23 protein-coding genes are annotated in these 23,804 nt (G+C 42.7%); 8 read left to right on the top strand and 15 right to left on the bottom strand.

Annotated elements, in window-relative coordinates; translation table 11 throughout:
* The first annotated feature begins 204 nt into the window (after positions 1–204).
* Together ACGE0T_RS07865 and ACGE0T_RS07860 are read left to right on the top strand one after the other, a co-directional pair.
* The gene (locus ACGE0T_RS07865; RefSeq protein WP_459189980.1) at positions 205–528 is read left to right on the top strand and encodes a hypothetical protein; all 324 of its coding nucleotides are present in this window, start codon (positions 205–207) and stop codon (positions 526–528) included.
* Between the two features lie 51 nt (positions 529–579).
* Positions 580–2,916: a TonB-dependent receptor gene (locus ACGE0T_RS07860; RefSeq protein ID WP_459189979.1), complete on the top strand. Its 2,337-nt coding sequence runs from the start codon at positions 580–582 to the stop codon at positions 2,914–2,916.
* A 203-nt stretch (positions 2,917–3,119) separates the two neighbouring features.
* Here the strand turns inward: ACGE0T_RS07860 and ACGE0T_RS07855 are convergent, their stop codons facing one another.
* The 4 genes from ACGE0T_RS07855 to ACGE0T_RS07840 form a co-directional block, all read right to left on the bottom strand.
* Positions 3,120–5,042, bottom strand: a complete 1,923-nt coding sequence (locus tag ACGE0T_RS07855) for a fimbrillin family protein (RefSeq protein WP_459189978.1) — start codon at positions 5,040–5,042, stop codon at positions 3,120–3,122.
* 25 nt (positions 5,043–5,067) lie between these two features.
* Positions 5,068–5,202 carry a hypothetical protein gene (locus ACGE0T_RS07850; protein WP_459189977.1) on the bottom strand — a complete coding sequence of 45 codons (135 nt, stop codon included), beginning with the start codon at positions 5,200–5,202 and terminating at the stop codon, positions 5,068–5,070.
* Positions 5,203–5,754: 552 nt separating this feature from the next.
* Positions 5,755–7,398: a fimbrillin family protein gene (locus ACGE0T_RS07845; RefSeq protein WP_459189976.1), complete on the bottom strand. Its 1,644-nt coding sequence runs from the start codon at positions 7,396–7,398 to the stop codon at positions 5,755–5,757.
* Between the two features lie 39 nt (positions 7,399–7,437).
* Positions 7,438–7,572 (bottom strand): hypothetical protein, encoded by a 135-nt coding sequence (locus ACGE0T_RS07840; protein WP_459189975.1) that lies wholly within the window; start codon positions 7,570–7,572, stop codon positions 7,438–7,440.
* An 839-nt stretch (positions 7,573–8,411) separates the two neighbouring features.
* Here ACGE0T_RS07840 and ACGE0T_RS07835 point away from each other — a divergent pair.
* Genes ACGE0T_RS07835 through ACGE0T_RS07825 form a run of 3 tightly spaced genes read left to right on the top strand, consistent with a single transcriptional unit; the run spans position 8,412 to position 9,835 of the window.
* Positions 8,412–9,086, top strand: coding sequence for a DUF4373 domain-containing protein (locus tag ACGE0T_RS07835; protein WP_459189974.1), 675 nt, complete (start codon positions 8,412–8,414; stop codon positions 9,084–9,086).
* Complete coding sequence (locus ACGE0T_RS07830; RefSeq protein ID WP_459189973.1) at positions 9,013–9,600, top strand: DUF6633 family protein; 588 nt, start codon at positions 9,013–9,015, stop codon at positions 9,598–9,600. Before ACGE0T_RS07835 ends, ACGE0T_RS07830 begins: the two co-directional genes overlap by 74 nt.
* Positions 9,593–9,835, top strand: coding sequence for a DUF4248 domain-containing protein (locus tag ACGE0T_RS07825; RefSeq protein WP_459189972.1), 243 nt, complete (start codon positions 9,593–9,595; stop codon positions 9,833–9,835). Before ACGE0T_RS07830 ends, ACGE0T_RS07825 begins: the two co-directional genes overlap by 8 nt.
* A 227-nt stretch (positions 9,836–10,062) precedes the next feature.
* Here ACGE0T_RS07825 and ACGE0T_RS07820 read toward each other — a convergent pair whose 3' ends face one another.
* From ACGE0T_RS07820 to ACGE0T_RS07795, 6 genes are all read right to left on the bottom strand, one after another.
* Positions 10,063–13,188, bottom strand: a complete 3,126-nt coding sequence (locus tag ACGE0T_RS07820; protein WP_459189971.1) for a DUF4906 domain-containing protein — start codon at positions 13,186–13,188, stop codon at positions 10,063–10,065.
* 56 nt (positions 13,189–13,244) lie between these two features.
* Positions 13,245–14,276: a FimB/Mfa2 family fimbrial subunit gene (locus tag ACGE0T_RS07815; RefSeq protein WP_459189970.1), complete on the bottom strand. Its 1,032-nt coding sequence runs from the start codon at positions 14,274–14,276 to the stop codon at positions 13,245–13,247.
* Positions 14,277–14,338: 62 nt separating this feature from the next.
* Positions 14,339–15,757 carry a DUF3868 domain-containing protein gene (locus ACGE0T_RS07810; protein ID WP_459189969.1) on the bottom strand — a complete coding sequence of 473 codons (1,419 nt, stop codon included), beginning with the start codon at positions 15,755–15,757 and terminating at the stop codon, positions 14,339–14,341.
* Positions 15,758–15,775: 18 nt separating this feature from the next.
* A complete protein-coding gene (locus tag ACGE0T_RS07805) occupies positions 15,776–16,366 on the bottom strand; it encodes a DUF3575 domain-containing protein (protein ID WP_459189968.1) in 591 nt (196 codons plus the stop codon).
* Between the two features lie 398 nt (positions 16,367–16,764).
* Entirely contained in the window at positions 16,765–17,979 is a 1,215-nt protein-coding gene (locus ACGE0T_RS07800; RefSeq protein WP_459189967.1) for a tyrosine-type recombinase/integrase, read from the bottom strand.
* A 286-nt stretch (positions 17,980–18,265) separates the two neighbouring features.
* The gene (locus ACGE0T_RS07795) at positions 18,266–19,426 is read right to left on the bottom strand and encodes a 6-bladed beta-propeller (RefSeq protein ID WP_459189966.1); all 1,161 of its coding nucleotides are present in this window, start codon (positions 19,424–19,426) and stop codon (positions 18,266–18,268) included.
* Between the two features lie 263 nt (positions 19,427–19,689).
* Between ACGE0T_RS07795 and ACGE0T_RS07790 the strand changes: the two genes are divergently transcribed.
* From ACGE0T_RS07790 to ACGE0T_RS07780, 3 genes are read left to right on the top strand one after another with little or no spacing between them, the layout of a single operon-like run.
* Positions 19,690–20,100 carry an N-acetylmuramoyl-L-alanine amidase gene (locus tag ACGE0T_RS07790; protein WP_459189965.1) on the top strand — a complete coding sequence of 137 codons (411 nt, stop codon included), beginning with the start codon at positions 19,690–19,692 and terminating at the stop codon, positions 20,098–20,100.
* On the top strand, positions 20,072–20,317 hold the full coding sequence (locus ACGE0T_RS07785) for a hypothetical protein (RefSeq protein ID WP_459189964.1): 246 nt from the start codon (positions 20,072–20,074) through the stop codon (positions 20,315–20,317). The genes ACGE0T_RS07790 and ACGE0T_RS07785 overlap by 29 nt, the downstream gene beginning before the upstream one ends.
* A complete protein-coding gene (locus ACGE0T_RS07780) occupies positions 20,304–20,777 on the top strand; it encodes a hypothetical protein (protein ID WP_459189963.1) in 474 nt (157 codons plus the stop codon). Before ACGE0T_RS07785 ends, ACGE0T_RS07780 begins: the two co-directional genes overlap by 14 nt.
* 17 nt (positions 20,778–20,794) lie before the next feature.
* On the opposite strand, the gene ACGE0T_RS07775 is transcribed toward ACGE0T_RS07780, so the two are convergent.
* Genes ACGE0T_RS07775 through ACGE0T_RS07755 form a run of 5 tightly spaced genes read right to left on the bottom strand, consistent with a single transcriptional unit; the run spans position 20,795 to position 23,775 of the window.
* On the bottom strand, positions 20,795–21,595 hold the full coding sequence (locus tag ACGE0T_RS07775; protein ID WP_459189962.1) for an N-acetylmuramidase domain-containing protein: 801 nt from the start codon (positions 21,593–21,595) through the stop codon (positions 20,795–20,797).
* Positions 21,573–22,085 (bottom strand): hypothetical protein, encoded by a 513-nt coding sequence (locus ACGE0T_RS07770; RefSeq protein WP_459189961.1) that lies wholly within the window; start codon positions 22,083–22,085, stop codon positions 21,573–21,575. Before ACGE0T_RS07770 ends, ACGE0T_RS07775 begins: the two co-directional genes overlap by 23 nt.
* Positions 22,086–22,093: 8 nt before the next feature.
* The gene (locus tag ACGE0T_RS07765; protein WP_459189960.1) at positions 22,094–22,330 is read right to left on the bottom strand and encodes a hypothetical protein; all 237 of its coding nucleotides are present in this window, start codon (positions 22,328–22,330) and stop codon (positions 22,094–22,096) included.
* A complete protein-coding gene (locus tag ACGE0T_RS07760) occupies positions 22,327–22,947 on the bottom strand; it encodes a DUF2589 domain-containing protein (RefSeq protein ID WP_459189959.1) in 621 nt (206 codons plus the stop codon). The genes ACGE0T_RS07765 and ACGE0T_RS07760 overlap by 4 nt, the downstream gene beginning before the upstream one ends.
* Positions 22,948–22,962: 15 nt before the next feature.
* Positions 22,963–23,775: a hypothetical protein gene (locus tag ACGE0T_RS07755; protein WP_459189958.1), complete on the bottom strand. Its 813-nt coding sequence runs from the start codon at positions 23,773–23,775 to the stop codon at positions 22,963–22,965.
* Positions 23,776–23,804: the final 29 nt, after the last annotated feature.

Below are 23,804 nucleotides of genomic sequence, written 5' to 3'. Positions count from 1 at the left end.
AAGATTGCCCATCATGTAGCCGGCCTGTTTGAAAGGATTTATATCAGGGATTTGAATGCGGCTTTCATAAACACTGTCAGGGATATAGAACCCGAAAATATACCAGATACCCCAAAGTAAAATTAGTATATGATTACTTAATTAAGATAAAGCGATAACAAAAAGAATATCGAACAACATATCTTTGTTTCATTCATCAGGCAAATGAAAAGAGAAGAACAAAACAGGAAATACATTGCATGGCTGTTACTCATAACATTCATCTCCTTTTTTGGCATAAAAGCTTTTCATCACCATGAGGAGACACATTCCGCAACACACCATGAATGCCAGTCTTGCCCCAAATCCCCATGCAGCCCCTGCCCGATCTGTGATTTCACTTTTTCTCCTTTCCTGCAACAGGCAGAAACTTTCCATATCAACCGAATACCCCCCGCTCCTATTTATGAGCAGGCAATATATCCGGATAAGGTTTGTAAGGCACAACTTTATCCGTATTACCTGCATGCCCCGCCCGTCCGGTTCTGACAGCAGAGTTGAGATAAAAATAAAAAACAACAGACTCAGAACCTATTTAAAATGAACTATAAATTTATTATTTGCCTTTACGGTTGGCTGATGCTGGCCGTCATGGGCGTTTATGCCGAAAACATACCTTCGGAAGGAGGCGATGCCCATATCTATGGCCACGTCACCGATAAGAAAAGCGGGAATCCCCTGCAGTATATCAACGTCTATGTGAAAGGGACAACCATCGGTACGACCACCGATAATTCCGGCCATTATTTCCTGAAAAACCTGCCAACGGGAAAGCTGACTATTGAAACACAATTCATCGGTTACCGCACCTTGCAGAAAGAAGTCGAAGTAACGCCCGGTTCCACCCGGGAACTTAATTTCACGATGGAAGAAGACAACATCGCACTGGATGAAGTCGTGGTTTCCGCCAACCGGAGCGAAACGATGCGCCGCATAGCCCCCAACCTGGTGAACGTAATGGACTCCAAACTGTTTGAGAACACACATGCCGTCTGCCTGGCGCAGGGGCTGAGCTTCCAGCCGGGTGTCCGGGTGGAAGACAATTGCCAAAGCTGTGGCTATACGCAAGTACGCATCAACGGGCTCGACGGGCATTATTCACAGATACTGATCGACTCCCGTCCCGTAATTTCCGCTCTTGCCGGCGTGTACGGGCTCGAACAGATACCGTCAAACATGATTCAGCGTGTAGAAGTGGTACGCGGAGGCGGTTCCGCGTTATTCGGAGGATCTGCCATCGGCGGCACGATTAATATAATAACTAAAGAGCCGGCCCGCAATTCGGCGGAGTTCTCCCATTCCTTGATGTCCGTCGGAGGCAGTAATGCTTTTGATAATAACACGACGTTGAATGCCTCGCTCGTCACCGGCGACAACCGGGCCGGAGTATATCTATTCGGCCAAAGCCGCCAACGCGACGGTTACGACCATGACGGGGACGGATATACGGAGTTGCCTGTATTGAAAAACAAAGTAATCGGGTTGCATTCGTTTCTTAAACCCAGCACTTATTCCAAACTGACGCTGGAGTATCATGCCATCAACGGATTCAGCCGGGGAGGAAACAAGTTGAACCTGCCGCCGCAAGAGGCGAATATAGCCGAACAGGCGGAACATACGATTAACAGCGGAGGATTGACATACGACCTTTTTTCACCGGACGGGAACAATCATCTGAGCACTTACTTTTCTGCCGGCGATGTAGCCCGCAACAGTTATTACGGCGGAACGGGAGATGATTCTCCGGAAAGCATAGCGAATGCCCAAAAGGCTTATGGAACCACACATGAGCTGACGGTGGTAGGCGGTGCGCAATATATGCACCGGTTCAGCCGGTTTCTGTTCATGCCCTCCGAATTGGTTGCCGGCGCAGAATACAACTACGATAACCTGGCGGATGAATATATCGGCTACAACAGAGACTTCAAGCAAAAAGTCAAGATAGGAAGCGCATTCCTGCAAAACGAGTGGAAAAACGACCGGTGGGGCTTTCTCTTAGGAGGCCGCCTGGACAAGCACAACCTGATTCATCATGTGATATTCAGCCCGAGGATCAACCTGCGTTTCAATCCTACACAGGAAATCAACCTGCGCGCCAGCTATGCAGGCGGTTTCCGTGCGCCACAGACTTTTGATGAAGATTTGCATACCAGCCTGGTTGGCGGCGAGCGTGTGGTAACGCGGCTGGCAAAAGACCTGAAGGAGGAGCGCTCCAACAGTTTCAGCGTTTCGGCCGACTTATACCATACCTTCGGGGGCATACAGGCCAACCTCCTGCTGGAAGGTTTCTATACCAACCTGAGCAATGTATTTGCCGAACGCAAATTGAACCAGCCGGACGAACAGGGCAACGAAATCCTTGAGCGCTATAATGCTTACGGGGCAAAAGTTTTCGGAATCAATGTGGAAGGCAAAGCGGCTTTCACCTCCTGGTTCCGATTGCAGGCCGGGCTTACACTGCAACAAAGCCGTTACGATGAAGCGATAGAATGGGATGAAGATGCTCCCAAAGAGAAAAAAATGATGCGTACGCCTAATACCTACGGTTACTTCACGGCAACACTCAATCCGCTCAAACATCTGTCGGCAGCTTTCTCGGGCACCTATACGGGAAATATGCTGGTGGGACACGCGGCAGGTTCGGGTGTGGACAAGCCGGTTGCAGTCACCACCCCGAAGTTTTTTGCAATCAACCTGAAGTTGTCTTATGACATGACCGTATATAAAGGTGTTACCTTACAACTCAACGGAGGCATTCAAAACATAACCAACGCCTATCAAAAAGACTTTGACAAGGGCTGGAACCGTGATTCCGATTATATATACGGCCCCTCACTGCCAAGAAGCTTCTTTGTCGGGGCCAGCGTCAGTTTATAAAAGACGATAGAATGATGATTTTGTATTTGGCAAAAAAGAGGGATGTGTCAAAAAGCTATTACTGAACGCAGATTACGCAGAACACGCAGATTATTTATTGAAAAAATATGGTCTGCGCTCTGCCTGCAAATTCTGCATTCCCTAATATATGCTTTTGACACATCCCTCAGGAAAGGAAATATGAAAAGGTTTTGGTTAAAATCTTATTCGATTGGCATAAGCCTTGGTATCGTATTATCATCACCTCCTGACACAAATTTAGACGGACTCTTATAGTCAGGATTATTCGTATTCCATTCTTCGATGGCAGCATTAAGGGAAGCGATTGTTTCGTCGCTGTTCAATTCGGAAACAAGGCTTGGGCCTTTGGTATTCCAACCTTTATTTTGATTATCAGTACTTGTAACAAACAAGTCTGCATTGTTTACAAAATACAGTTCTTTTGTGCTTGTTGTATTGTAAATTTGCATTATACCAACAACACCTCCGGTCAAACTGCTTCCGGAGACTGTACCTTCATTTATATTCGAACACATAAAAGGGGATAAAATACTCACACCATTTATCTGTCCCACTATACCACCAACATAAGACGTACTATTAATATTTCCATGATTTATACAAGCCACCACTCCATTAGACTGGTACATATACCCTGTTATTCCTCCAGTACGACTCACTCCATTTATTTTACCATAGTTTTCACATGCAAGACAATAATCACGACTTCCCATTTGGGAGGTGATTCCTCCTATATAATCTCCAGTTACAACAATATCCGCTTTATTTAAACATCTGATAGCATAACTATAACTTCCCATTCTTCCTATTATTCCGGCACAGTTACTACTACCCGTAACTATACCAGAATCTAAAATTATATTTTTAATCACAACCTTATCAGAGGTTGCCCCATAAGTATATCCAAACAACCCTAAATTTGTGCCTGTTATTTTTATATACAGATTCTTTATTTTATATCTTTTTCCATCAAACACTCCTTTAAATGCTCTTGCTACATTCTGTCCTATCGGCGTCCACTGTTTTGTCTCACTCCCTTCAAGGTCGATATCATTCATCTGTGTCAAGGTCCAGCCTGTAAAACCATTATAATTATAATCGTCATAAATGGCATTTCCTACATTCGTTGCAGCAGCTACCCAGGCAAGTTCTGCACGAGTCGTAATTTGTGCCGTTTTCACGTCATAATCTATTACTTCCGGTTTCATGATGGAAGCATCTTTAGCCTTCGACATATCCAGTTCCAACGACTTTGTATATCGTTTGCCTGCCTCGAAAGTAACGGTTACGGCATCAAAATCCAGATATTTATCCGTACCGTTATCATCAACAAATACACGTACTTTCACATCACCCGTTTCCACCGGAAATGTAGTCATAGCTACTATACTCTCTTTTTCCGAAACGATATCTGTTCCCCCATTCGGATAAGACAAGGTTAATTTATGGTTCGAGCCTTCTGCGTCCGAAAGTTTTTTATCGAAAACATTCAGATTCTTTTTGTTTTCCAGATTATCACCCGCAATCTCTATACTTTTAAGAGTAATCCCTTCCCGGGTATCCTTTAATTTCAGGTTAAACTGCAACAGGACACAAAGATGTTCCATAGAAAATGCCATTTTCTCATTATTCAAATGGCTGGGCTCCCTGCTCACCATGTGCATATAGGACGACAAATATTCAAAACTGTTTGCCACTCCTTCTTGAATCGTTAAATCCAGTGGAATGGCTGTTCCGTCATTTGTTTGATGAACATCATTGTAAGGGTAACACACATAATACTCATTTACCGTGTTCTGAATAACACTTCCTTCAAACAAAGCTATTTTAGATCTTTGTTCGAGTGTCGTTGCCAATGCTCCGGCATAATAATAACCGGTATTTATATCGTTTCCGAATACACCGACCTTATCACCATTCGTCCAAAAAATTTCTGCTCCATTTTCAGCCGGTTCTACGTCAACCTTGGTGACTGCCCCTTGGGACAAGGTCGCTTTTACCTGTACTTTCGTACCATTTCCTCCGTTATTATTCGGATCGTCATCTTTATGACAACCCGCTAACAGCAATGTTGCTGCCAGAAATACAAACAATGATTTTTTCATAATTTTCTTACCTAATTCTTTGTTTTTACCATGTTCCTCCGTCGCCAAAGTCCGGAGTACTGCCATCGAGGATAGCGCCTTCGATTTCCATTTCAATCACTTCAATCACGGGTTTTTCATAGGCAACCTTCATAGCCTGTTCTTGTTCCATCAGTCTCATAAAAACACAATAAAAATTTATTTATACTCTATTTAACTACATTCTGACTTAGTACAAAATGAACTATTGTACATCTGTTGATAATTAAGCCCTGCGAAAAAATTGGGTGAAATATGAAATGCACTATTAATCAGAAGTTTGAAGTTTGCTTTAATGGTTAAATACTGTTATTGTGTTTTATAATAAAAAGGCTTAATGAATTTAAAATAAGAGGCTAAGGATAAATGAAAATCAAATAACAGAGAGGAAGTTGTATCTTCAAAAAAGGCTATCTTTCTGAAATACAAAATCAGTAATTAACAATTAAAGCAAGGCTGCTTACACTTCTGATTAATAGTGCATTTCATATTTCACCCAATTTTTTCGCAGGGCTTAATTATCAACAGATGTACAATAGTTCATTTTGAACTAAGTTAAATTTAACCTAAAACAACCAATAATACCTACTTCCATATAGAAAACAAAGAAGTGACGACCGATAGCCAGGCTTTACGTTTGGTATAAGCCGGGGCGACTGTCGATCGTCACTTATTCAAAAGTATTGACTGTCTACTATTTCACAAAAATAGAATACGCCATACTATTATCTGATAATTGTTGGAGCACTTTATTTTTCCAATAGATTCCTACAGGAGTACCACTATCATTTACATCATATCCGGCAACATAGACATCGCCATTGACCACATGTACAGAAAGAGCTTCTGCTGCGGAACTATTCAAATCGGGCAATTTCTCAGCAACACCATTCGTCCAAAGAATTGTAGAATCTCCGTCGTTGCCTACTACATAGACATTGCTTCCATAAACATATACAGAATTAGCTTGTGCATATTTTGTACCATCCGTTAAATTCCGGGCTACACCATTTGTCCAAAGAACAGCATAATTCCCATCATATCCTGCAACATATACATCGTCATCAGCAACACATATAGATTTTGCCTCTGCCCTATTAACTCCGTCACTCAGCGGCATAAGTGTGCCATTCTTCCATAAAGTTGCAATTCTATTAGTTGAACTTTCATATCCTGCGGCATAAACATCACTTCCGGAGACATACACAGTTTGTGCTAATGTACTATTAGTAGCCCCTTCAACCAAGTGTTCAGCTACACCATTCTTCCAAAGAGTTGCAACATAGAGATTGTTTTCTTTTGCACTACCTGCAACATAAACGTCATTTCCGGACACATACACAGACATGGCTTGTGCATAACTTATGCCATCAACCGATAATTGTTGAGCTACTCCGTTTTCCCAAAGAAGCGGGGTTAAAGTAGAATAATCAAGTCCAGCCACATAGATCGTTTCAGCACTCGGATCAGGAACATCCAGTTTTAAAGTTTTCGTATATCTTTTTCCGGCCTCGAAAGCAACAACTACACTCGGAATGGTAATAGTTTGCTCTTTACCATTATTATCGACAGTTACTACCACATCCACATTTCCGGATTCAGCAGGAAAAGCCGTCATTGCAACAGTGACTTCTGTCGTACTCAACGCAGGACCTCCATCAGGATATGAAAGAGTTATTTTATTACCGGCACTTGCTACATCTTCAACCTTTTTATTATATACATCCAATACCTTTTTATTTTTAATATTATCTCCGGATATAGCTATACGCTTTAAAGTAATTCCTTCCTTTACATCCTGCAACATAATATTAAACTGTAAAATGGCACAAGTATGTTCCATAGAAAATGCCAAACGGTTATCACTATCCGTCTCACAAGGTTCCTTACCAAGCATGTACATGTAATTTGACAAATAGGTAAAGTTGTCTACTTTACCTATTTGAGACTCCAAGCCCAAAGGAATACTCGAACCATCGTTTTCTACATGTGAAACGCTATAGGGATAAAAAACATAATATGATTTATTCCTGCTTTGCTCTACCTGACCTTCAAAAACTGCCTTTTTAGCCCTTTCGGAAAGACTCGTTTTTATCAATCCTAAATACTTATTCGCAGAAGTGTTGACATCAGCACCGAATACACTGACTCCATCTTCGTCTGTCCAAAATACTTCCGCCTTATCCGTATTAAAGTCCACATCCACTTTGGTAACCATTTCTTGGGAAAGGTCGGCGGTAAGGTTTATCTTCTCTCCGCCCCTATTACCGTTTTCTTCTTTTTGGCATCCTGCCAGCAGCATTAATAATGCTGCCATCGACATAAATAATTTCTTCATTGATTTTCTAATTGGGTTCTTTTTGTAGTTCTTTAATTATCACCAGGTTCCTCCATCACCAAAATCCGGAGTACTGCCATCCAGGATAGCGCCTTCTATCTCCATTTCCACTACTTCAATCACAGGTTTTTCATAGGCTATTTTAGCCTCTTGGTCTTTTTCTTTTGTTCTCATAAAAACACAATAAAAATTAATTGATACTATACTTGACTCTATTCTAACTTAGTTCGGAACGAACTAATGTTTGTATATTGATAATAAAACTCTATAAACTAATCAGGTAAACAACCTAAATAAGTTGTAAATCATATGATTGCCAGTTGTATTAATCGTTAAAGATTCTTTTATGTCAGTTAATATAGGAAACAGTAAAAAACGAAACTACATTAACTTTCTAAGCACTTAGATATTCATAGAGCTGAGAAAGTTAAAGTAGTTGTTCTTTTGTTCACTGTTTAATTGACATATAAAAACTGAATAAAGAATCTTTAACGATTAATACAACTGGCAATCATATGATTTACAACTTATTTAGGTTGTTTACCTGATTAGTTTATAGAGTTTTATTATCAATATACAAACATTAGTTCGTTCCGAACTAAGTCAAAAACGACAGCCAATCACAAATTCAAAACCTTAGCCCCTATTTTCAGATTTAGCCAGTCTTCCTTATCTGTATGAGATTCCGATAACTGTCAAGGTTTATAGTCCGAGGTTTAATTTATGTCTACTGTTTTCAGGAATAGTCAACCATAGCATATCTTTGGATTTAGTACCCGTAGTAATTTGAATTAGTAGCGGTACTAATTTGAATTACTACCGCTACTAATATTTTTTAACAAAACTTTTTTATTTACCTTTGAAGATCAAAGGAGTCTAGAGTTTTTATTAAAGTTAGGAGTCTGGACTTCCTGCGATTGTTAGCCACAACCTCATCAATTCTTCTCCTCTCTTTTATATCCGGAAAGATGTTAACCTGTGAATACTATTAACTTACTAAAAAAAGAAGACTTATGGCTAGACCATTTAAAAAAGGCCTGGAATATTTTCCGTTGGATAGCAATTTCTTTTCCAACCGGAAAACCCAACGCCTGATACATAGGTTCGGATGCAACGGCATCTGTATCTATTTGAGTATCCTCTGCGATATTTACGGGGAAAATGGATATTATATTCCATTTGGAGAGAATCTTTGTTTCGACACCAGCTTTACGCTTAAACTGGATGAACAACTGGTACGGGAAATCATCGATTTCTGCGTAGCCATTCATTTGTTTGACGCCGATTTACTGAACAAAAAACATGTTCTTTCGTCGAAGGGGATACAAATGCGTTTTAATGAAGTATACAAACGGACTCCATATCCGATAAATCCGGAATTGAATTTATGTCTATCCGATTCTCCGGAAACCTGTACGGACGAAATAGAGAATTATGTAAACAAAACAGGGGATTATGTCAACATAACTACCGGTTATGCAGACAAAACCCCCAATTATGTTGACATAACTGCCGATTTTGCTGCAAAAACCCCTACAAAAGGAAAAGGAAATAAAAAAGGAAATACAACTACTCAAAATTCAAAATTTTATGGAAATCAAAATTCAACAGATAATGGAGAAGACGAACGAAAAGCCGAGCTTCTCCGCATGGCAGCCGAAGCAACAGGATGTGGCAAAAATGCGTGAACGATACGGCAGTCCGGAACAATTCCTGAAAACATTCACGCCGGACCTGCAACTGGTTGCCGCCCAACATATGGAACGGACCTACTTTGGAACTGCTCCCACGCTATCCATACTTGTCGAAGGGTATGGCAAGCAGACTGCCATCGTATGGATTTGTATCCAAGTGGAGAATATCAACAATTTCGCCGGCGTAAAAGAGAAAATGCCGGTAGCACGCCAAAAGGAACTGGCAGAATTGTTCCTGGCGGAATACCCGCAACTGAAAGTATCGGAATTGCTCTTATTCTTCCACCGGTTGAAATGCGGACGCTACGGACGGTTCTACGGAATGGTGGATGCTTTGTTTATCACCTCGGCCCTGCTGGCTTTTATGGATGAACGGAAGGCGGACATCAACCGTATCAAGGCTTCACGGAAGAAAACGGAAGACAACAGCAAACCGTCACAGGGCGGTGGCATTACTTACAACGAATATCTCGAACTCAAAAAAAGAAAGGAACAAAACAATGGATAAGAAATTCAACAAAAACAGAATCTACGGGCATACGGAACTTGCCCTGCTTTATTTTACAAATATTTTGCCCAAGTCCGCCTCTACCCAGCTAACCCGCTGGATCCAGCGCGACGAGGAACTGTGGGAAGCATTGAAAAAGGCAGGATACCGGAAAGGCCAACGCATCTACACGCCTTTGCAACGCGACATCCTTTTTGAACACTTAGGCGCTCCCGACTGCTGGACGGTCGAATAACAACGAAAACGTAGGGTAACAGATTTCCGGTTACCTGGCTCCTTTGTTGCTCTTGTCGAAAGATATTTATTAGCCTGTAAAACCAATATGCCAATGAATTACTTGAAGTTTATCCAAATACACCTATGAATGATATATTCTTGTTTATTACAGATTGTAAGTATACAAGAAAGGAGCTGTTCAATTCATTTCGAACAGCCCCTTTAAAACAGCCAAGTTATTTATTATTACGGTTCTACACAGCGAATAAAGCAAGCATCACTGGCAGGTTGTCCATTTATAGTTCCAAAAACATTACTTTTTGGAAGAGCATTAAAATCAAATGTAAAATAATTAATGTCCCATCCTACAACATTGTTGAAATTAGAATCCCCGGGACGCGCATTCAATACCTCCTTCTGCAGCCAATAAACAGCACCGGGACGCATATATAAATCATAAAATAACGGCCTATCGTTACGCGCTGCTTCAGGAGTATATCGGTCGCCACGGCCAGCAGCATAACGAAGTACCATCTCTTTATCTGTTTCTCCATGAATGTTACCGGTATCACCACGTCCTTGCTTCCTATGCCCATAGCCGGATGCCCCTATCGGAAAAAATAAATTCCGTCCATCATTCTTGTTATAAATAAAACAACCACGCATCCCATAAGTACCGGATCCACCTTGCCGGTACCCGTATACTTCATTAATGTCGGAAAGTGTTCCATCAGCATCGTCGCCATAAAGCACACCATATCCCATTTCTATATCTTTGCTTTCATATAATAATTCATAATCTTCAAAATTAGCGACTTCTGCCTGTTTATTGTTTATAACAGGCGTAGCAAAAGGAACAGTTGCTGACTGGGATGAAATATCTTTCCATACTTTCGTCTCGGCCTTGCCGGCAATTTTCAATAGTTTATTTCCATCATCCTTAAAATCTTCGGGAGATACATTTATCCAATAAGGCTTATTATCATGCTTGTTGTTCGATGCGTCAATCGGCTCATCCAGATTCCCCCATTTAAACAATGAACCTTCTTCTACCGGAGAATCCGCTTCTTCCGTAGCTGTCCGCATATTGGACGCATGCCAAGCCCTTCCATTATCGAGCAAAGCCACAGGGGCATATCCCTGGCGGATAAATATCAAATGGTTGCAAGTCTTATTATGATAGCTTACGCGAACCACTGCATGGCGTGATTCCTGTTCGCTACATGTACCGTTAAATAAAACTTTAAAATCAATATGCGAACCGGACAAACCTTTCAGCGTATCATTGGCATTGTATCTTTTACCATCTTTTTCCAAGCTGATAAAATTACCTCCCGTTGATGCCGCAACAACGGCTTCCCACGGTCCTTCGGATGGAAAATCTTCAAATTCCGTTGCGTTTTCCCGTGGCAGACGTTTTAAAACGACATTAAAAGGTTTGCTGTTATCATGACGCCGATAGATACCTTTAGGATTAACCACACGACGCACCTGAAATACATCGACAATCTCAGTCAGCGGTTCCCCCCCACCCGACAATTGCACCGTTATTTTCACTTTTGCATGACGTTGATAGGCCACATACGGGTTATTTCCCGTATACCCCGTAGATGAAATCATCTGTTTGGCCCGTGTATACATAGGGATGCTCATATGCAGGATATTCGAGCCTTCTTCTCTCCGTACGGAATAATTACCATCTTTCGCGTCTTCATGAAGACCGGGGCTTACGTCATAGTCACGTTCTCCACGTTGGGTTTGATCATAATATGTCTTATTATCCGATGCATAAACAACACCTTCCGACAGGGGTGCATTCGGATTGTTTACAAGTATTGTCGCAGTGGTACGGCGTAGAGAAAGAAATCCATTCCATTTATTATCCCCTTCCACATCAAAATAATGATAGTCAAATCCGTTTGCATCCGCTCCATAAGGTGACCAACCATTATTTATGATTTCCGCCTTCACACTTTGCACGGTATAATTACCGGGATTTATTTTTATAGGAAATTCCATCTGTCTGTTATACAGGTAAGAGATATAGTAAGGATTAGGTGCCTCAATACCGGGTTCCGGTTCGTCGTACTCAATATGCCAGTCTGCCTCATTGGCAAAATTCTTAAACTTCAGCGTGAGTTTATAATGATGATTGCGTTCGGCATCATAATCGTTTATAACATCTTTGCCAAGCATAAAACGATATTTAATGTCTCCACTACCCACTTTTTCCTGATTGACGGATACATAATATGCATCCACTTCGATGTATGTTCCGTAAGGTACGCCATCTTTCGGCCTGTAACCGGAATCGTCGGACGATACCCCCGGAAAATCAAGTTTACCATCCCCGTCCGCATCTTGACGTTTATCCGGCATATCCTTTCCCGCCCCTTGCATGTTTTCAAAGAAAAACAAAGCGTCGGATGCTTCTTCGTGCCCTTTGTCAAAAGTACCATCCGGTTTCTCAACAGGCCATGGATAATACGATTTACCGGTGGATAAACGTACCGGATAATACTCATTAAAAGCCGGTACATCATTTCCCTGATAATATTTTATAGTTTCCCCATCCAACAGTTCTTCCTGTTTTGCCGGCGTATTTGTCTTTCCCAAATAACAGTTAGCGGGAATATCTTTAATCCGGACCGATTTAAGATAGATGAAAACACCCTCTTTCAAATTGCCGGCATCATAGGCTACAGTCACTTTAGAAGCGGCACGACGAATCCATGCGTGCAATTTCATATCTTTTTTATCGATAGCCACTTGCTCATTTTGACTATGGCTGCCGTCTTTCGTGAAAAAGCCGAACATCTGATTGTTCCCGACAGCCTTCTTCCCCTGTTCTCCAAGCCAATCCGTCTCCCATTTCAAATGGATGGACTTCAAGCCATCGATGGTCTTTATTTTTTCTTTATAATCTTCCTGCTCTGCCAGGTTACCCATATTGGCTACGGCGTACATATAATAATAGCCATAAGGAATCTCATCCAACTTAAATGTGGCACGCTTGGTTTTAGCTTCCGCAGTTTTACCACCTTCCGCGTTTGCGTCCGTACGGTCGACATCGGAAACTTCAAATTCCCCCGTGTTCTCTTTGTTGCCGGAAAGCAGATAATAAGACTGCATAAAATTCTTATCCTTATCATACAGCAATACACAAAGGTCATCTATATCTTTAATGGCATCTCCTGCCGAACGCGTGTTCGTGTCCAATGCCTTCCGGAACGGTATGAACTCCACCGAAGCTGTTACGCTGGTTTCACCTTCCGGCATGGAGCCGCCTTCATCAATAAGCCTATCGTCTGTACAGGCATATAAAGTACAAACCAGCATGCCTATAAGACTACAAATTATTTTCTGTTTCATAGTTTTCTGTATAAGTAATTTATTTATATACCCGGTTCATCCGGAGTCTCCTGTTTCTATAATCCGAAACCTGGGTCAAGCTCGATCCCGGTATAAGGACGCACATCACAATTGTTAATCTTAATGATGGTTTTAGTCCATTCAAGATCCGAGCTTAAGAAAAATACCATCGACCATTCACTTTCGCGGTCAAGGAATTCCTGCGGTTCCATATGCGCATACAGGTTGCTTCTAAGCATCAGCAAACAGTTGACAAGGGGGAGATTGATTATTTCCTCCCCACTCGCCTTATAACGGATAATCAGCCTGGGTGAATGCCAGTCGCGTACCATCAAGCGCGATGTGGACAGTTCTGCATAAGCCCCCACGGCTTCTTTCCCACCATCAATAAGCCCTACTTGCCCTTGTGACCAGGGAGTATATGTCACCATACCGTTTTCAAGCAAGTTATTATCGTAGTTGAACAACGTATTGTCATCCGTAATTTCAAAATCAAAATCCTTATCATTAACCGGATTACCATCTATTTGCTGCAATACGATACGAATGTTGTTGGTGTTTTTCATCATCTCGACCACTCCCTCGCTGTAAAAGTCGGAAGTAGCGAGGACGAGTTCCCCCCAATACAGGCCATGCAAATTCTTACGTTCGGGAACCGTCAGGCATTCCGGATCCATTTCCACCCGTAAATCGGTATACTGTGTTCCTTCGCCGGGGGTATGGTTCATATGGAAAGAGTGCTTGTCGCATGCCAGACCGCCATAAGCTACAAAATGATAATTCCCTTGTTCAAGGTCCAGTACCATTCGATAATTTTCGTCCTGCAACTCCGTACCTGTTACAATACGGATATCCACATAATTGCCTTTATCATCGTAAACCAAAAGTGTCAGACAGTCCACTTTTTCGGGAAATGCATTGGCATATTCCATATTATAATCATAAATAAAACGAAGCGACACGCCATGCGGACATGGGGCGATATCTTCATAGATTGATTCGCACGATGAAAAGACAAGGCTCACCAGAACCGTACCAAGTAGGGTACTGATGAAACGTAAAACTATATTTCGTTTTTTATTATACATCTTATATCATTTAGAATTCAATATTATTGACATGGAATGAACAAAATCCTTATATTATTCTATCAAAGTTTGATTTCCTCTATCTGGCGAAGTGCTGCTTCCGCATCAGCCAGTCCCTTCCGGGCTGCTTCCGTGAAGAGTTTCTCTGCCAAATCATAATCTTCCGCCAAGGCCGCATAAATGCCCCGGGCATAAACAGCCTGCGGCGAATTTCTCGCTTTCGACAGATAACGTCCGGCATTCTTCATGTCGCCACGGCTCATAGCCACATTCGCTACATTCAGGTTAGCCACCTCATCATCGGGAAACATGCGCACGGCGATCTCGAATGTTTCATTGTATTCATCACTGCCCGGTTCCATATCCTGAGCAGCCAGGTACATTTCCTGCAAGCTTAACTTTTGCGGTTGCGTCTTCAGCAGGCGCTTTATCTCTTCCACGTCAGTATAAGTCCGTACCTCATATTTCACGACATAATCGGAATGGCGCAAACCGGGATAAACTTCTTTCAGCAAGAAAGCGTAGTCTTTAGGAAAGGTTGTCTTGATTTTCCATTCTTTTGCATCCGGTTCCATATCGCTATGTATCAAATCCAGAATGCCTGTTTTATTTTCGAGGTTCGACCCCGCTACGTAACGTTCCAAGCCGCCCCAGTCTTCCGGCTCATAGTCGGTGGTGAATAAGGAATCAGGGAAATCATACTGTTTACGCACATATTCTTTCAGCGTCTTGGTACGTCCCTTTGCCAGGCGTTCATTATTGGAATACGGGCTTTCGGGCGAAGCATACCCTTTGATTTTTACAGAGATAATGCGTGTGTCGGCATCCTTCTTCACTGCATCGATCGTCGCAAGTATTTTCTGCAACTCAGCTGGATTCCGCCGATAGTTTTCGTATATTTCCGTACGGCTGACAGGGAAATCGATATAAGCGGAACCTTCCAACTGATTAATTTTCTGCTCAGCTTCCGGACAGATATATACATAGGACGGAACAAATCGTTTGGGTTCCAGTTGGAAAGCGAGCAACGGTTCATTGTCTCCGGAAAGCACTTCACTGCAGCAACCGCCGGTTTCGTTGTTCATGACAAGTGTCGCCCGGTTCATCCAAGCTGTGTATGGAACCACAGCATGATAGTTGACAACCGAAATTTTACCACTTTGATAAAGCGTCATATCTTCTACAGGCAAGCCGTTGCGAAGATGATGGTAATAGCGGTTGCGACCGGCAACCATCACTGAAGGCAACCCCAGGCTCTCCGTTTTTTCGGACAATTCGGGTGTGAGGATAACCTCCCGGTTACTTTCCACTTTCAATTTCGAGACATCTATATCCATCGAGACAAACAATTTGTCTCCCGAACGGGATACGGCAAGGCCGGACACCGTTACATTGCCACCCATAATTGTTTGAGCCTTTACTTCCGTTATACAAATCAGGATAAACAGGCTGCTACAAAGTATTTTTGTTATCTTATTCATACTCATAATCTGCAAGAATTAAAATAGATATATCAGATTGATTGCTGCCTTCGTAGGACCAAAGTAATTGTGCGATTTGCCATCGGCGAGCTTCGTGCCGCAATTGGCGCAGGGATAACTGTCGTAGCGGGTGTAAAGCCAGCCGAAACCGAACTCCGCCTCCAGATTCCAATGTTTATTCAATATCCACGCATAGCCATAAGCAACACCGGCTCCCACAAACCACCCCTGATAGCGTTTGTCGGAAAGATTAGAAAAATCCGTACCGAGAAAAGAGATGTTGTTTTTCAAATTACCGATGTTGTACTGACCTCCCAAAGCATGGGCACCGATAAAATGTCCGGCGAAACGGTCGCAAAACCAATAACGTGCTTCCGGCTGTAATAGCCAATGTTTCCACTTCTTGCCGTTAGAAAAAGTCCAGCCATTATAGTTGGCCGAGACATCAAATGTCCACTTTGGAGCAAGCCCGACTTCTATTCCGGCATTTACCGTTGCTGCCGCATCATACAATAGGTTACTTTTTACTGCTACGTCCTGACAACGTGCTTTCATACAGAAAAAGCCTAAAAGCAAAACTGCATACAATTTCAAATTTGTTTTTCCCATCTATACTTAGAATCATTATTACACATCCTGATATGATGTCCCCATCATTTATCCAGAACCTATTGTAGACAAGCGATGGGGCTGATATTTTTATGGCTTATTTTTTCATAATCATATAGTTATGTTCACTATATTTTGCTATATCTCTTTTTAAGAAAAATAGGATAAGAAACAGGACGTTTCAAATAGCTGGAAAATCAGGACATATCGTTTCTTCACATATAGATTTTGTATAACAAAGCTGTTGATTTACACAACATTTTCGTGTTTTTCCGGAAAAAAATCAGTCTAAAAAAAATACAATTTGCTTTATTTTGCATATCTTTGTATACTGTAATACCTCTCTTAAAAAGAAAACCCGGAATCATACAATATTCTATCCATTAGTTTTTCATTGTTTACAAAGATTTCAGGATAAGACTGTTTGCCTTATCCACTATCGAGGTATCCAAAGAAGCGAGATAAATACGGGTAGTTTTCTCCGAATCGTGCCCCATACCTTCACTGATGACAGACAAAGGAACATTCTTACTTTTAGCGGCGCTTGCCCAGGAATGACGGCTCACATACATTGTGAGCGGGACATCCAGTAGCAGTTGGATACCTAATTGTTTCAGTTTCTCATTAACGAGGTGTGCTGCATTTTTATATTGCCGCCTTTCATCCTTGCCGGTATCCATGATTATCGGCAATAGATAAGGAGTATTTCCCGTATCATATTTGTCTATAATCTCCTGCATGGGTTTCTCCCATTTGATAAACAATTGCTGTCCGGTCTTATGACGGCGGTACGATAATATGCCGTTCTGCAAATCCTTTTTTTTAAGAAAAGCCATATCGATAAACGACATTCCACGGGTATAAAATGAAAACATAAACAGATCGCGGGCATAACTGGCAGATGGGGATAACGTCAGATCCAATTCCCGTATCTGCCGGATAACCTTCAAAGGTACGGCACGCTTTACGGTCTTGTCCACACCGGTATAGACATGTTTAAACGGATTCCGAGGTTGTGCCAGTCCCTTTTCAATGGCACGGTTATAAATAGCACGAAGATTCCTCATATAGAACGAGGAGCTGTTAGGACAAATATCCTTTGCCCGTAACCAGGTTTCATATTCCACTATCAAACTGGAATCCACTCCGTCTAACGGGATATCGTCCCGTTTTCCCCAAAAACGCATGAAACTGTTCAGGACTGTCGTATAAGTTTCAGCGGTACGAACTCTGCCGATCCGTTTCAACTCCGTCACAAGATTCTCGGTAAAAGAGATGAACCCGCCTGCCTCCGACGCTGTCCTGTCATGATAGAGTTCCACTATTTTGTCGGAAGTATACGTATCCTTCGAGCATTCCAGTTTCCTGATAATATATTTTAACCGGAGAATATCCTCTGTCACATTTTTTTTCAGTTTGAGCAGATAGTTTTTCCTATCGGCATCTAATAACGGGAGAATAACATTTTCCGAGCGCTCGTCCCATTCGGTGGGTAACAACCGATAACCGGATTTTATCTGCCTCGCCACCCGGCCATGAATTACTTGATAAAATAATGTGCCTTCCTTCCCTTCGACTGAAGAAAGGCGAATCTTTACTTTGATTGTCGCCATGTATAAATAAATACTTTAAGTAGATAAATCATCCGGGATATCAAAATGTTCAAAAACCCAGACGATATAGTACCTTAAATAATTAGGAGATACAAGTTTTGCCAACCATCACCCTATGTGTTCCAGAATATCCGGAGACACGTCTATACACCTACCTTCCAGTCCATTATGAGAGAAGGCACACCTGTACCGCCCAAAATCAAACAAAAAAATTTAAGGGTATATTCTTTAATGGAGTATACTTTTGAGGAAAAGCAGCTAATAATAAAAAAAGTAAAACAAGAAGTCACTTCTTGTACTTGACCAGCATAATCACAGGATTTGATTCTTCATCCAATCCGGCGGCTATCTCTTTCAATTTGCCTGTCAGTTGTCCTTTTTCGTATGCCTCGACAAGTCCAGGGGCTTCTAAAGGATAACAAGTTGCGATTTCCTGGTTTACAATTCCATTTATTTTTTGTCCTAAGGAGACTTGCTCCTTGTTTGTGTAGTCAGCATTGTACAGGGTATATTCGAACAAGGCCTTTTCCTGCTTGTCGTACACCAAATCTGTAGTGGGGAAACCTTTAAACGTGGTAAAGTTCAATTCTTTTTTCTGAGTCCGCATAAAACAATAGCGGTCGGTAATAACAACAGGAAAAAGAAAGACTTCCGTCTCCATTGTAGATATGGAAGGGGTCCTTACAATAATGGGAGTTAAATTGTTGTCTGCCGAATAGTTGTATATCGTATCGGAGGAGGTATTCACAAGCGCCCAATCCCCATGATTCGGGAATGTCAGGTAAAATTCGGGGGTTACGGTTAATTCATCCTTTGTCAGCACCGGGGTTTTAAACTCTTTAAAAGGCGTCCGGATTTCGCGGGCTACACTCCCATCCTGCTTGGAAATAAGTAAATGGCATGCCTGCTCGTTTTCTTTCGGGGTCGGGAAACTATTATAACAAATCAAATGATTGCGATCGTAGTTGAACAGGTAGTTATAATAACCGGTATTTGCGAATTTGAAGCTTCTCTTAAAGTTTCCGGATAAGTCGTACACCAGTATTTTTCTTGCCGGATTGTCTTTGACAAACATTTCATCGTTATCCTCATACAGGATAATCTCCGTAAGCTGCGAATATTCCTCGGCGCCCTGCCCTAAACGGTTTATCTTCCTTATGCCTTTGCCTGTCCTGTCGAAGATAAAAATATCCCCGTCGTTCCGGTTTCTTACTAAAAAGAAATGCTTGCCGACCGATTCGACATAACCGTGGGTAATAAATTCGTCGGTGGTCTCTAATGGAACGTATTCCACATCCATAATATCCTGAAGAATTAATTCCCTTTCGGGATAGCTTGCGTTCACATCTACTGTGATAACATCATCCGTAAATTGTTTGTTTCTCCCTGTACATCCTGCCATTACCATCAACAGAACCATTACCGAAATTGCTTTTGATTTTTTCATCTCTATCTCTATTTTAAACAGCCCCACATTTCCATAAAAAGAACATTACTCCTGTCTTTTAACAGGTACAACCAAATAAAGGCGGAAAATTATAGAAAATACTCCGGATGGCAAAGTCCGTAAACGAATAAAAACAAAATATCTAACTTTCAATACATAATTATTTCGTTGAATTTCCGTATCAGCCAACCTTCAACCACACCTGACGACAGGCTCACGTAAGCACAGACTATCTTTAACCATCACTTTTAAATAGTTAAGTTATGAGAAAAATTAATCTGATTGTTTTACACTGTTCGGCAAGCCGCGAAGACAGAGCTTATACTCCCGAACAACTGGTACGCGACCATCAGGCGCGCGGGATGCGATGTGCCGGATATAATTACTACGTGCGTCGTACAGGTGAAATCGTACCGATGCGTCCGTTGGAAGAGATTCCGGCACATGCCAAAGGGTTCAACCGGAACAGTATCGGCATTTGTTACGAAGGCGGGCTCGATTCCGGCGGACAGCCTGCCGACACCCGTACACAAGAACAGAAAGAAGCGATCCGTATCCTGTTATTAATGTTAACCGCCCATTTCCCGGGTTGCCGGATTTGCGGACACAGGGACTTAGGAGCAAACAAGGCATGTCCCTGTTTTAATGCGGAGGAAGAGTATGCAGACTTGTAAAAAAACGAAGTACCCGTTTGTCTGCCAATTAACAATGGCAGTCATACTCACATTGGCGGGAATCGCACTGTTATTTATGGGATTCTGGTGCAGTCCGTCCGGAAAGATAGACAGTTCGGTTCTGGTCGGGTTCGGAGAAGTGTCTACTTTTGCCGGCGCATTATTCGGAGTGGATTATACGTACAAATACAGATACCTGCATCATGAAAAGAAATAAACAGAATCCAAGATGCAGCTACCGGTTGTTTGCCGTTTGCCTCGCTGGTTGTTTGTCTGTCGTACCGGCTTGCTCGATACGAAAACGGCACCGGACGGAACAAACGGCAAATTTCCGTTCCGATATACTCAGCAAAGACAGCCTGCTGTTCCACCAAAGGAAAGAGTATACAGGACAACTGCTACAATACAACCAACAGGTACGGCTCTCCCTGCCCGACAGTTCGGGCAGGCAATATCCGGAGGATATAACCACTACCCTGACCGCTTACCGGCAAACGGGACTAACGGCAGATACCCTCCGCACACAATCCGTAGCCAGTACCCATATGCAACAAAAGGATAGTAGCCTGGAAACCCGAGCTACTATCCTCCGTCCCTTTCCTATAGGACTGGCGGGCGGTATCTTTTGTTTACTCCTGCTTATTTTGCTCTTTATCAAAAGATGGAAGAAAACGTAGAAACAGCCAAACTGTTGTTAACAGGCAGAATGTTTTTTATCCGCAGCCGCCAATTTCTCATCATAACGGTTCTGTGCATACGCCGGACCGTTATAACGGCGGGCAAATTCAGCCCAGTTTTTCTGTTGTAAAGCCTGGTGCATTCCCGATGCTTTGATAAAGCGGGCGGAGAGTAGCAATTGCTTAAGTTCACTTTCACACATAGCTTTCACAAAACTCGCCACGCTTTTCTCGCCACAAGCTGCGAAATTGAAACCCATAATCTGAAACATTCCCCAGGAAGCGGATGCATCCGCAGCTTCACGGTCGATTTTACGGGCTTGTTCCAAACGGTCATATTCGCCAATACCACCTTTATAATGTCCTTTTTCCCATTTCGGATACAGGATATTCTCATTGCCGGGCACATGCTTTTCGGGTGCTATGCCTTTCTTCTTTAACTGGCTCCAGAAAATATGGCCTTCGAAAAGGATTGCCGGTTTGCCGGGAGCAAAGAAACCGCCACGCCCTCCCGTTTCCACTTCCTGTACGGCTTTAAGAGCCGATACTTCCACATCGAGCAGGTGTGCCACCAGGACAAAATCATCATTCGTAAGCCGTTCGCCGGTCTTCCTTCCGGTAAACATCAAGGTTTCCCAGCTACGGTAGCCAACGATGCCATCGGTATCCAGTCCCATTTCTTTCTGGAATTTGATGACAACATTTTTGGTTTCTTCGTCAAATGTACCTGTCTCGTGGACAGCGTATCCCTGCCCTTGTAAAAGTTCCTGTAAGTAACGGACATCTTCGCCCGAATCACCTATTTTTATCGTTTTCATTTTCTTGATTCTTTTTAGTTGAAACAAATCTGATTTCTTTAACCTGCGGGGAAATCCCGTCGATATCTATCTTCAATACGGCGATAGTCCCGCCTTTCCGGTTGCCAACCCGGTCTGTTAGTTCCAGCTTGCCTTCGTTTTCCATCAAAGAAACGGAACAATGGAAATATCCGGATACATAGCGGAAGGTCAGTAACCGCTGGTTGCATATCCGCAGCAGGAAGCGGTAGGTGTCTGTAAAGTTCTCTACCGGGAACAGGCGGACATCGGGATGCCTACGGCTATGGATTTTCAGTCTTTTATCCAGAAGGACAGTTTTGAGACTATCGATATAGGACAAGGGCTGTGCATTTACCTCTTCCACATCGGCTGTTTCTACTTTCCCTTCTTCCGGTTTTATGTCCGGAACCAACGGTACCTCCTTCTTCCCACCTTTAAATACGGCTTGTATCTTACGGGCTACCTTCCTGAGTAATTGCTTGAAATTCATACGGCAGCTTATCGGTTGAATTTACTTGTTTTATCCAGATTGTCCTGTGCAAGCTGTACTTTACGCAGGGCGTCGAATGCCGTACGGGATTTCATCCGGTCGATAGACAACCTGAGATGGCACTCGGGACATTGCAGGGCAGATGCGGTAAGCAACTGGAAAATAGTAGTCTCGATGAATGCTCCGCATTGCGGGCATTTCATTCCTACTTTCTGCTGTTGGGCGTGTTGTTCCATGCTGCTCATGACTCACCTCCTTCCCCGGTTACATCTTCGGCTTCCACATCTTCCACTTGCAGGTTATTTGCCGTCAGGTGCAATAAGTTGGATAGTCCGGCAGGCATATCGGCCTGTTTCATCTTCACTTTAATCTTCATGTTTGCCGAAAGGCTTTGCTGGATATTGCCTGTGGCGGAACCTTCGCCTTGTTTGGGAGCCAGGGAAGCACGTAGCTTGAATCCTCCACCGTTGCCGGACGGGTCGCCCAGGCTTTTCCCCTCTTCCAGCGAAAATTTCTCTTCCACGCTTTCCGACAAGGCATCCAAAATCTTGATATCGAAATCGAAATCGGCTTCCTGTACCTGAAGCAAAGGGAGCGGTACGAGTGTCAGTACCGGGATACTGACACTTTGTTTCTTACTTCCGTTCACATCCTGCGAGGTATAGGTGAAGGTCAAGGTACGGATTTTGCCCGTTTTGCCTGTTGCCGGATCATACGATTCGAATGCAATCCTCATCAGGTAGTCCAGATACTTCTGGGCGGATAAGGAGTCCGCTTCTATGGTAGCAATCAGGGGGCCTGCTATGAGTTGTTGCAGTTCCATCACCTGGCTGCTGGTTGTTCTTACTTTCTTATCTTCCATAATTCAACTACATTTTTACTGCATGACGAAATCTTCTGTCAGTTCTTCTTCATCCAGTTGGTTGATGTTATAAGTACGTGGACTGAATTTCAGTTTAAAGGTATGGATCGCTTCTTCGGGCATACTTGCCAGTTCGTCGGCTGTAACAGCCACATCCAGTTGGGGGAAACTTTTCAGTTTCTTGAAATTGGCGTCCCTGGACAGTTTCTCCACCAGTGCGCCGATTACCTTCTGTGCATTCTGGTCTGCTTCTTCACGTAGCCGGGCACCGTCGTTACCGGCAAACAAGTTGTCCAAATCCGTGTCGTAAAGGAACTTTTTGCGAACCACGTCCATCAGTTTGGCTACAACAATATCCGTCTTCACCGCACCATTGGAAGCATCTACCGCCTCATAGATATTGGAACGAAAAGAATTTCTCATATTGCGGCTCAGGAAAGCCAGAAATTCTTTTTGAAGTGCCACTTCTTTCTTCAGCCGAAAAAGGAAATGCTTGTCACTTTCATTCCGGTCGATATCTGAGTTTATTACAGTAGACACAACACTGCTAATCGTCACTTTTGCTGTTTCCTCGCAAAGTTCTTTGAGGAATTGCCGGAATTTGCTGTACTTAATATTAAACTGTTGCTGACTTTCCGATGCGCTTTTCACACCGTATTTCATTTCGAGTTCCATATCGCTTACCATTACATTCGGCAGTTGGAAATCTTTCACCTTCCCGCCTTTGCCGTACGACTCACTGAGAGCCAGGGAGTAGAGATTTGCTTCGTGTTGGGCGGATATAATATCCCGTAATATCGAACCGATTACTGAACTTAACTGAGCCATAATATGAGTTTTTTAATTGTCAATCAAAT

Source organism: Parabacteroides sp. APC149_11_2_Y6 (assembly GCF_054506995.1).
Note: the sequence above shows the minus strand (reverse complement) of the source record. Positions and strands in the feature narration are given on the sequence as shown.

What these genes read in the sequence shown, in the direction of transcription:
- ACGE0T_RS07865 (WP_459189980.1), top strand. Translation starts at nt 205, where the DNA reads ATGAAAAGAGAAGAACAAAACAGGAAATACATTGCATGGCTGTTACTC.
- ACGE0T_RS07860 (WP_459189979.1), top strand. Translation starts at nt 580, where the DNA reads ATGAACTATAAATTTATTATTTGCCTTTACGGTTGGCTGATGCTGGCC.
- ACGE0T_RS07855 (WP_459189978.1), bottom strand. Translation starts at nt 5,042, where the DNA reads ATGAAAAAATCATTGTTTGTATTTCTGGCAGCAACATTGCTGTTAGCG.
- ACGE0T_RS07850 (WP_459189977.1), bottom strand. Translation starts at nt 5,202, where the DNA reads ATGAGACTGATGGAACAAGAACAGGCTATGAAGGTTGCCTATGAAAAA.
- ACGE0T_RS07845 (WP_459189976.1), bottom strand. Translation starts at nt 7,398, where the DNA reads ATGAAGAAATTATTTATGTCGATGGCAGCATTATTAATGCTGCTGGCA.
- ACGE0T_RS07840 (WP_459189975.1), bottom strand. Translation starts at nt 7,572, where the DNA reads ATGAGAACAAAAGAAAAAGACCAAGAGGCTAAAATAGCCTATGAAAAA.
- ACGE0T_RS07835 (WP_459189974.1), top strand. Translation starts at nt 8,412, where the DNA reads ATGGCTAGACCATTTAAAAAAGGCCTGGAATATTTTCCGTTGGATAGC.
- ACGE0T_RS07830 (WP_459189973.1), top strand. Translation starts at nt 9,013, where the DNA reads ATGGAGAAGACGAACGAAAAGCCGAGCTTCTCCGCATGGCAGCCGAAG.
- ACGE0T_RS07825 (WP_459189972.1), top strand. Translation starts at nt 9,593, where the DNA reads ATGGATAAGAAATTCAACAAAAACAGAATCTACGGGCATACGGAACTT.
- ACGE0T_RS07820 (WP_459189971.1), bottom strand. Translation starts at nt 13,188, where the DNA reads ATGAAACAGAAAATAATTTGTAGTCTTATAGGCATGCTGGTTTGTACT.
- ACGE0T_RS07815 (WP_459189970.1), bottom strand. Translation starts at nt 14,276, where the DNA reads ATGTATAATAAAAAACGAAATATAGTTTTACGTTTCATCAGTACCCTA.
- ACGE0T_RS07810 (WP_459189969.1), bottom strand. Translation starts at nt 15,757, where the DNA reads ATGAATAAGATAACAAAAATACTTTGTAGCAGCCTGTTTATCCTGATT.
- ACGE0T_RS07805 (WP_459189968.1), bottom strand. Translation starts at nt 16,366, where the DNA reads ATGGGAAAAACAAATTTGAAATTGTATGCAGTTTTGCTTTTAGGCTTT.
- ACGE0T_RS07800 (WP_459189967.1), bottom strand. Translation starts at nt 17,979, where the DNA reads ATGGCGACAATCAAAGTAAAGATTCGCCTTTCTTCAGTCGAAGGGAAG.
- ACGE0T_RS07795 (WP_459189966.1), bottom strand. Translation starts at nt 19,426, where the DNA reads ATGAAAAAATCAAAAGCAATTTCGGTAATGGTTCTGTTGATGGTAATG.
- ACGE0T_RS07790 (WP_459189965.1), top strand. Translation starts at nt 19,690, where the DNA reads ATGAGAAAAATTAATCTGATTGTTTTACACTGTTCGGCAAGCCGCGAA.
- ACGE0T_RS07785 (WP_459189964.1), top strand. Translation starts at nt 20,072, where the DNA reads ATGCGGAGGAAGAGTATGCAGACTTGTAAAAAAACGAAGTACCCGTTT.
- ACGE0T_RS07780 (WP_459189963.1), top strand. Translation starts at nt 20,304, where the DNA reads ATGAAAAGAAATAAACAGAATCCAAGATGCAGCTACCGGTTGTTTGCC.
- ACGE0T_RS07775 (WP_459189962.1), bottom strand. Translation starts at nt 21,595, where the DNA reads ATGAAAACGATAAAAATAGGTGATTCGGGCGAAGATGTCCGTTACTTA.
- ACGE0T_RS07770 (WP_459189961.1), bottom strand. Translation starts at nt 22,085, where the DNA reads ATGAATTTCAAGCAATTACTCAGGAAGGTAGCCCGTAAGATACAAGCC.
- ACGE0T_RS07765 (WP_459189960.1), bottom strand. Translation starts at nt 22,330, where the DNA reads ATGAGCAGCATGGAACAACACGCCCAACAGCAGAAAGTAGGAATGAAA.
- ACGE0T_RS07760 (WP_459189959.1), bottom strand. Translation starts at nt 22,947, where the DNA reads ATGGAAGATAAGAAAGTAAGAACAACCAGCAGCCAGGTGATGGAACTG.
- ACGE0T_RS07755 (WP_459189958.1), bottom strand. Translation starts at nt 23,775, where the DNA reads ATGGCTCAGTTAAGTTCAGTAATCGGTTCGATATTACGGGATATTATA.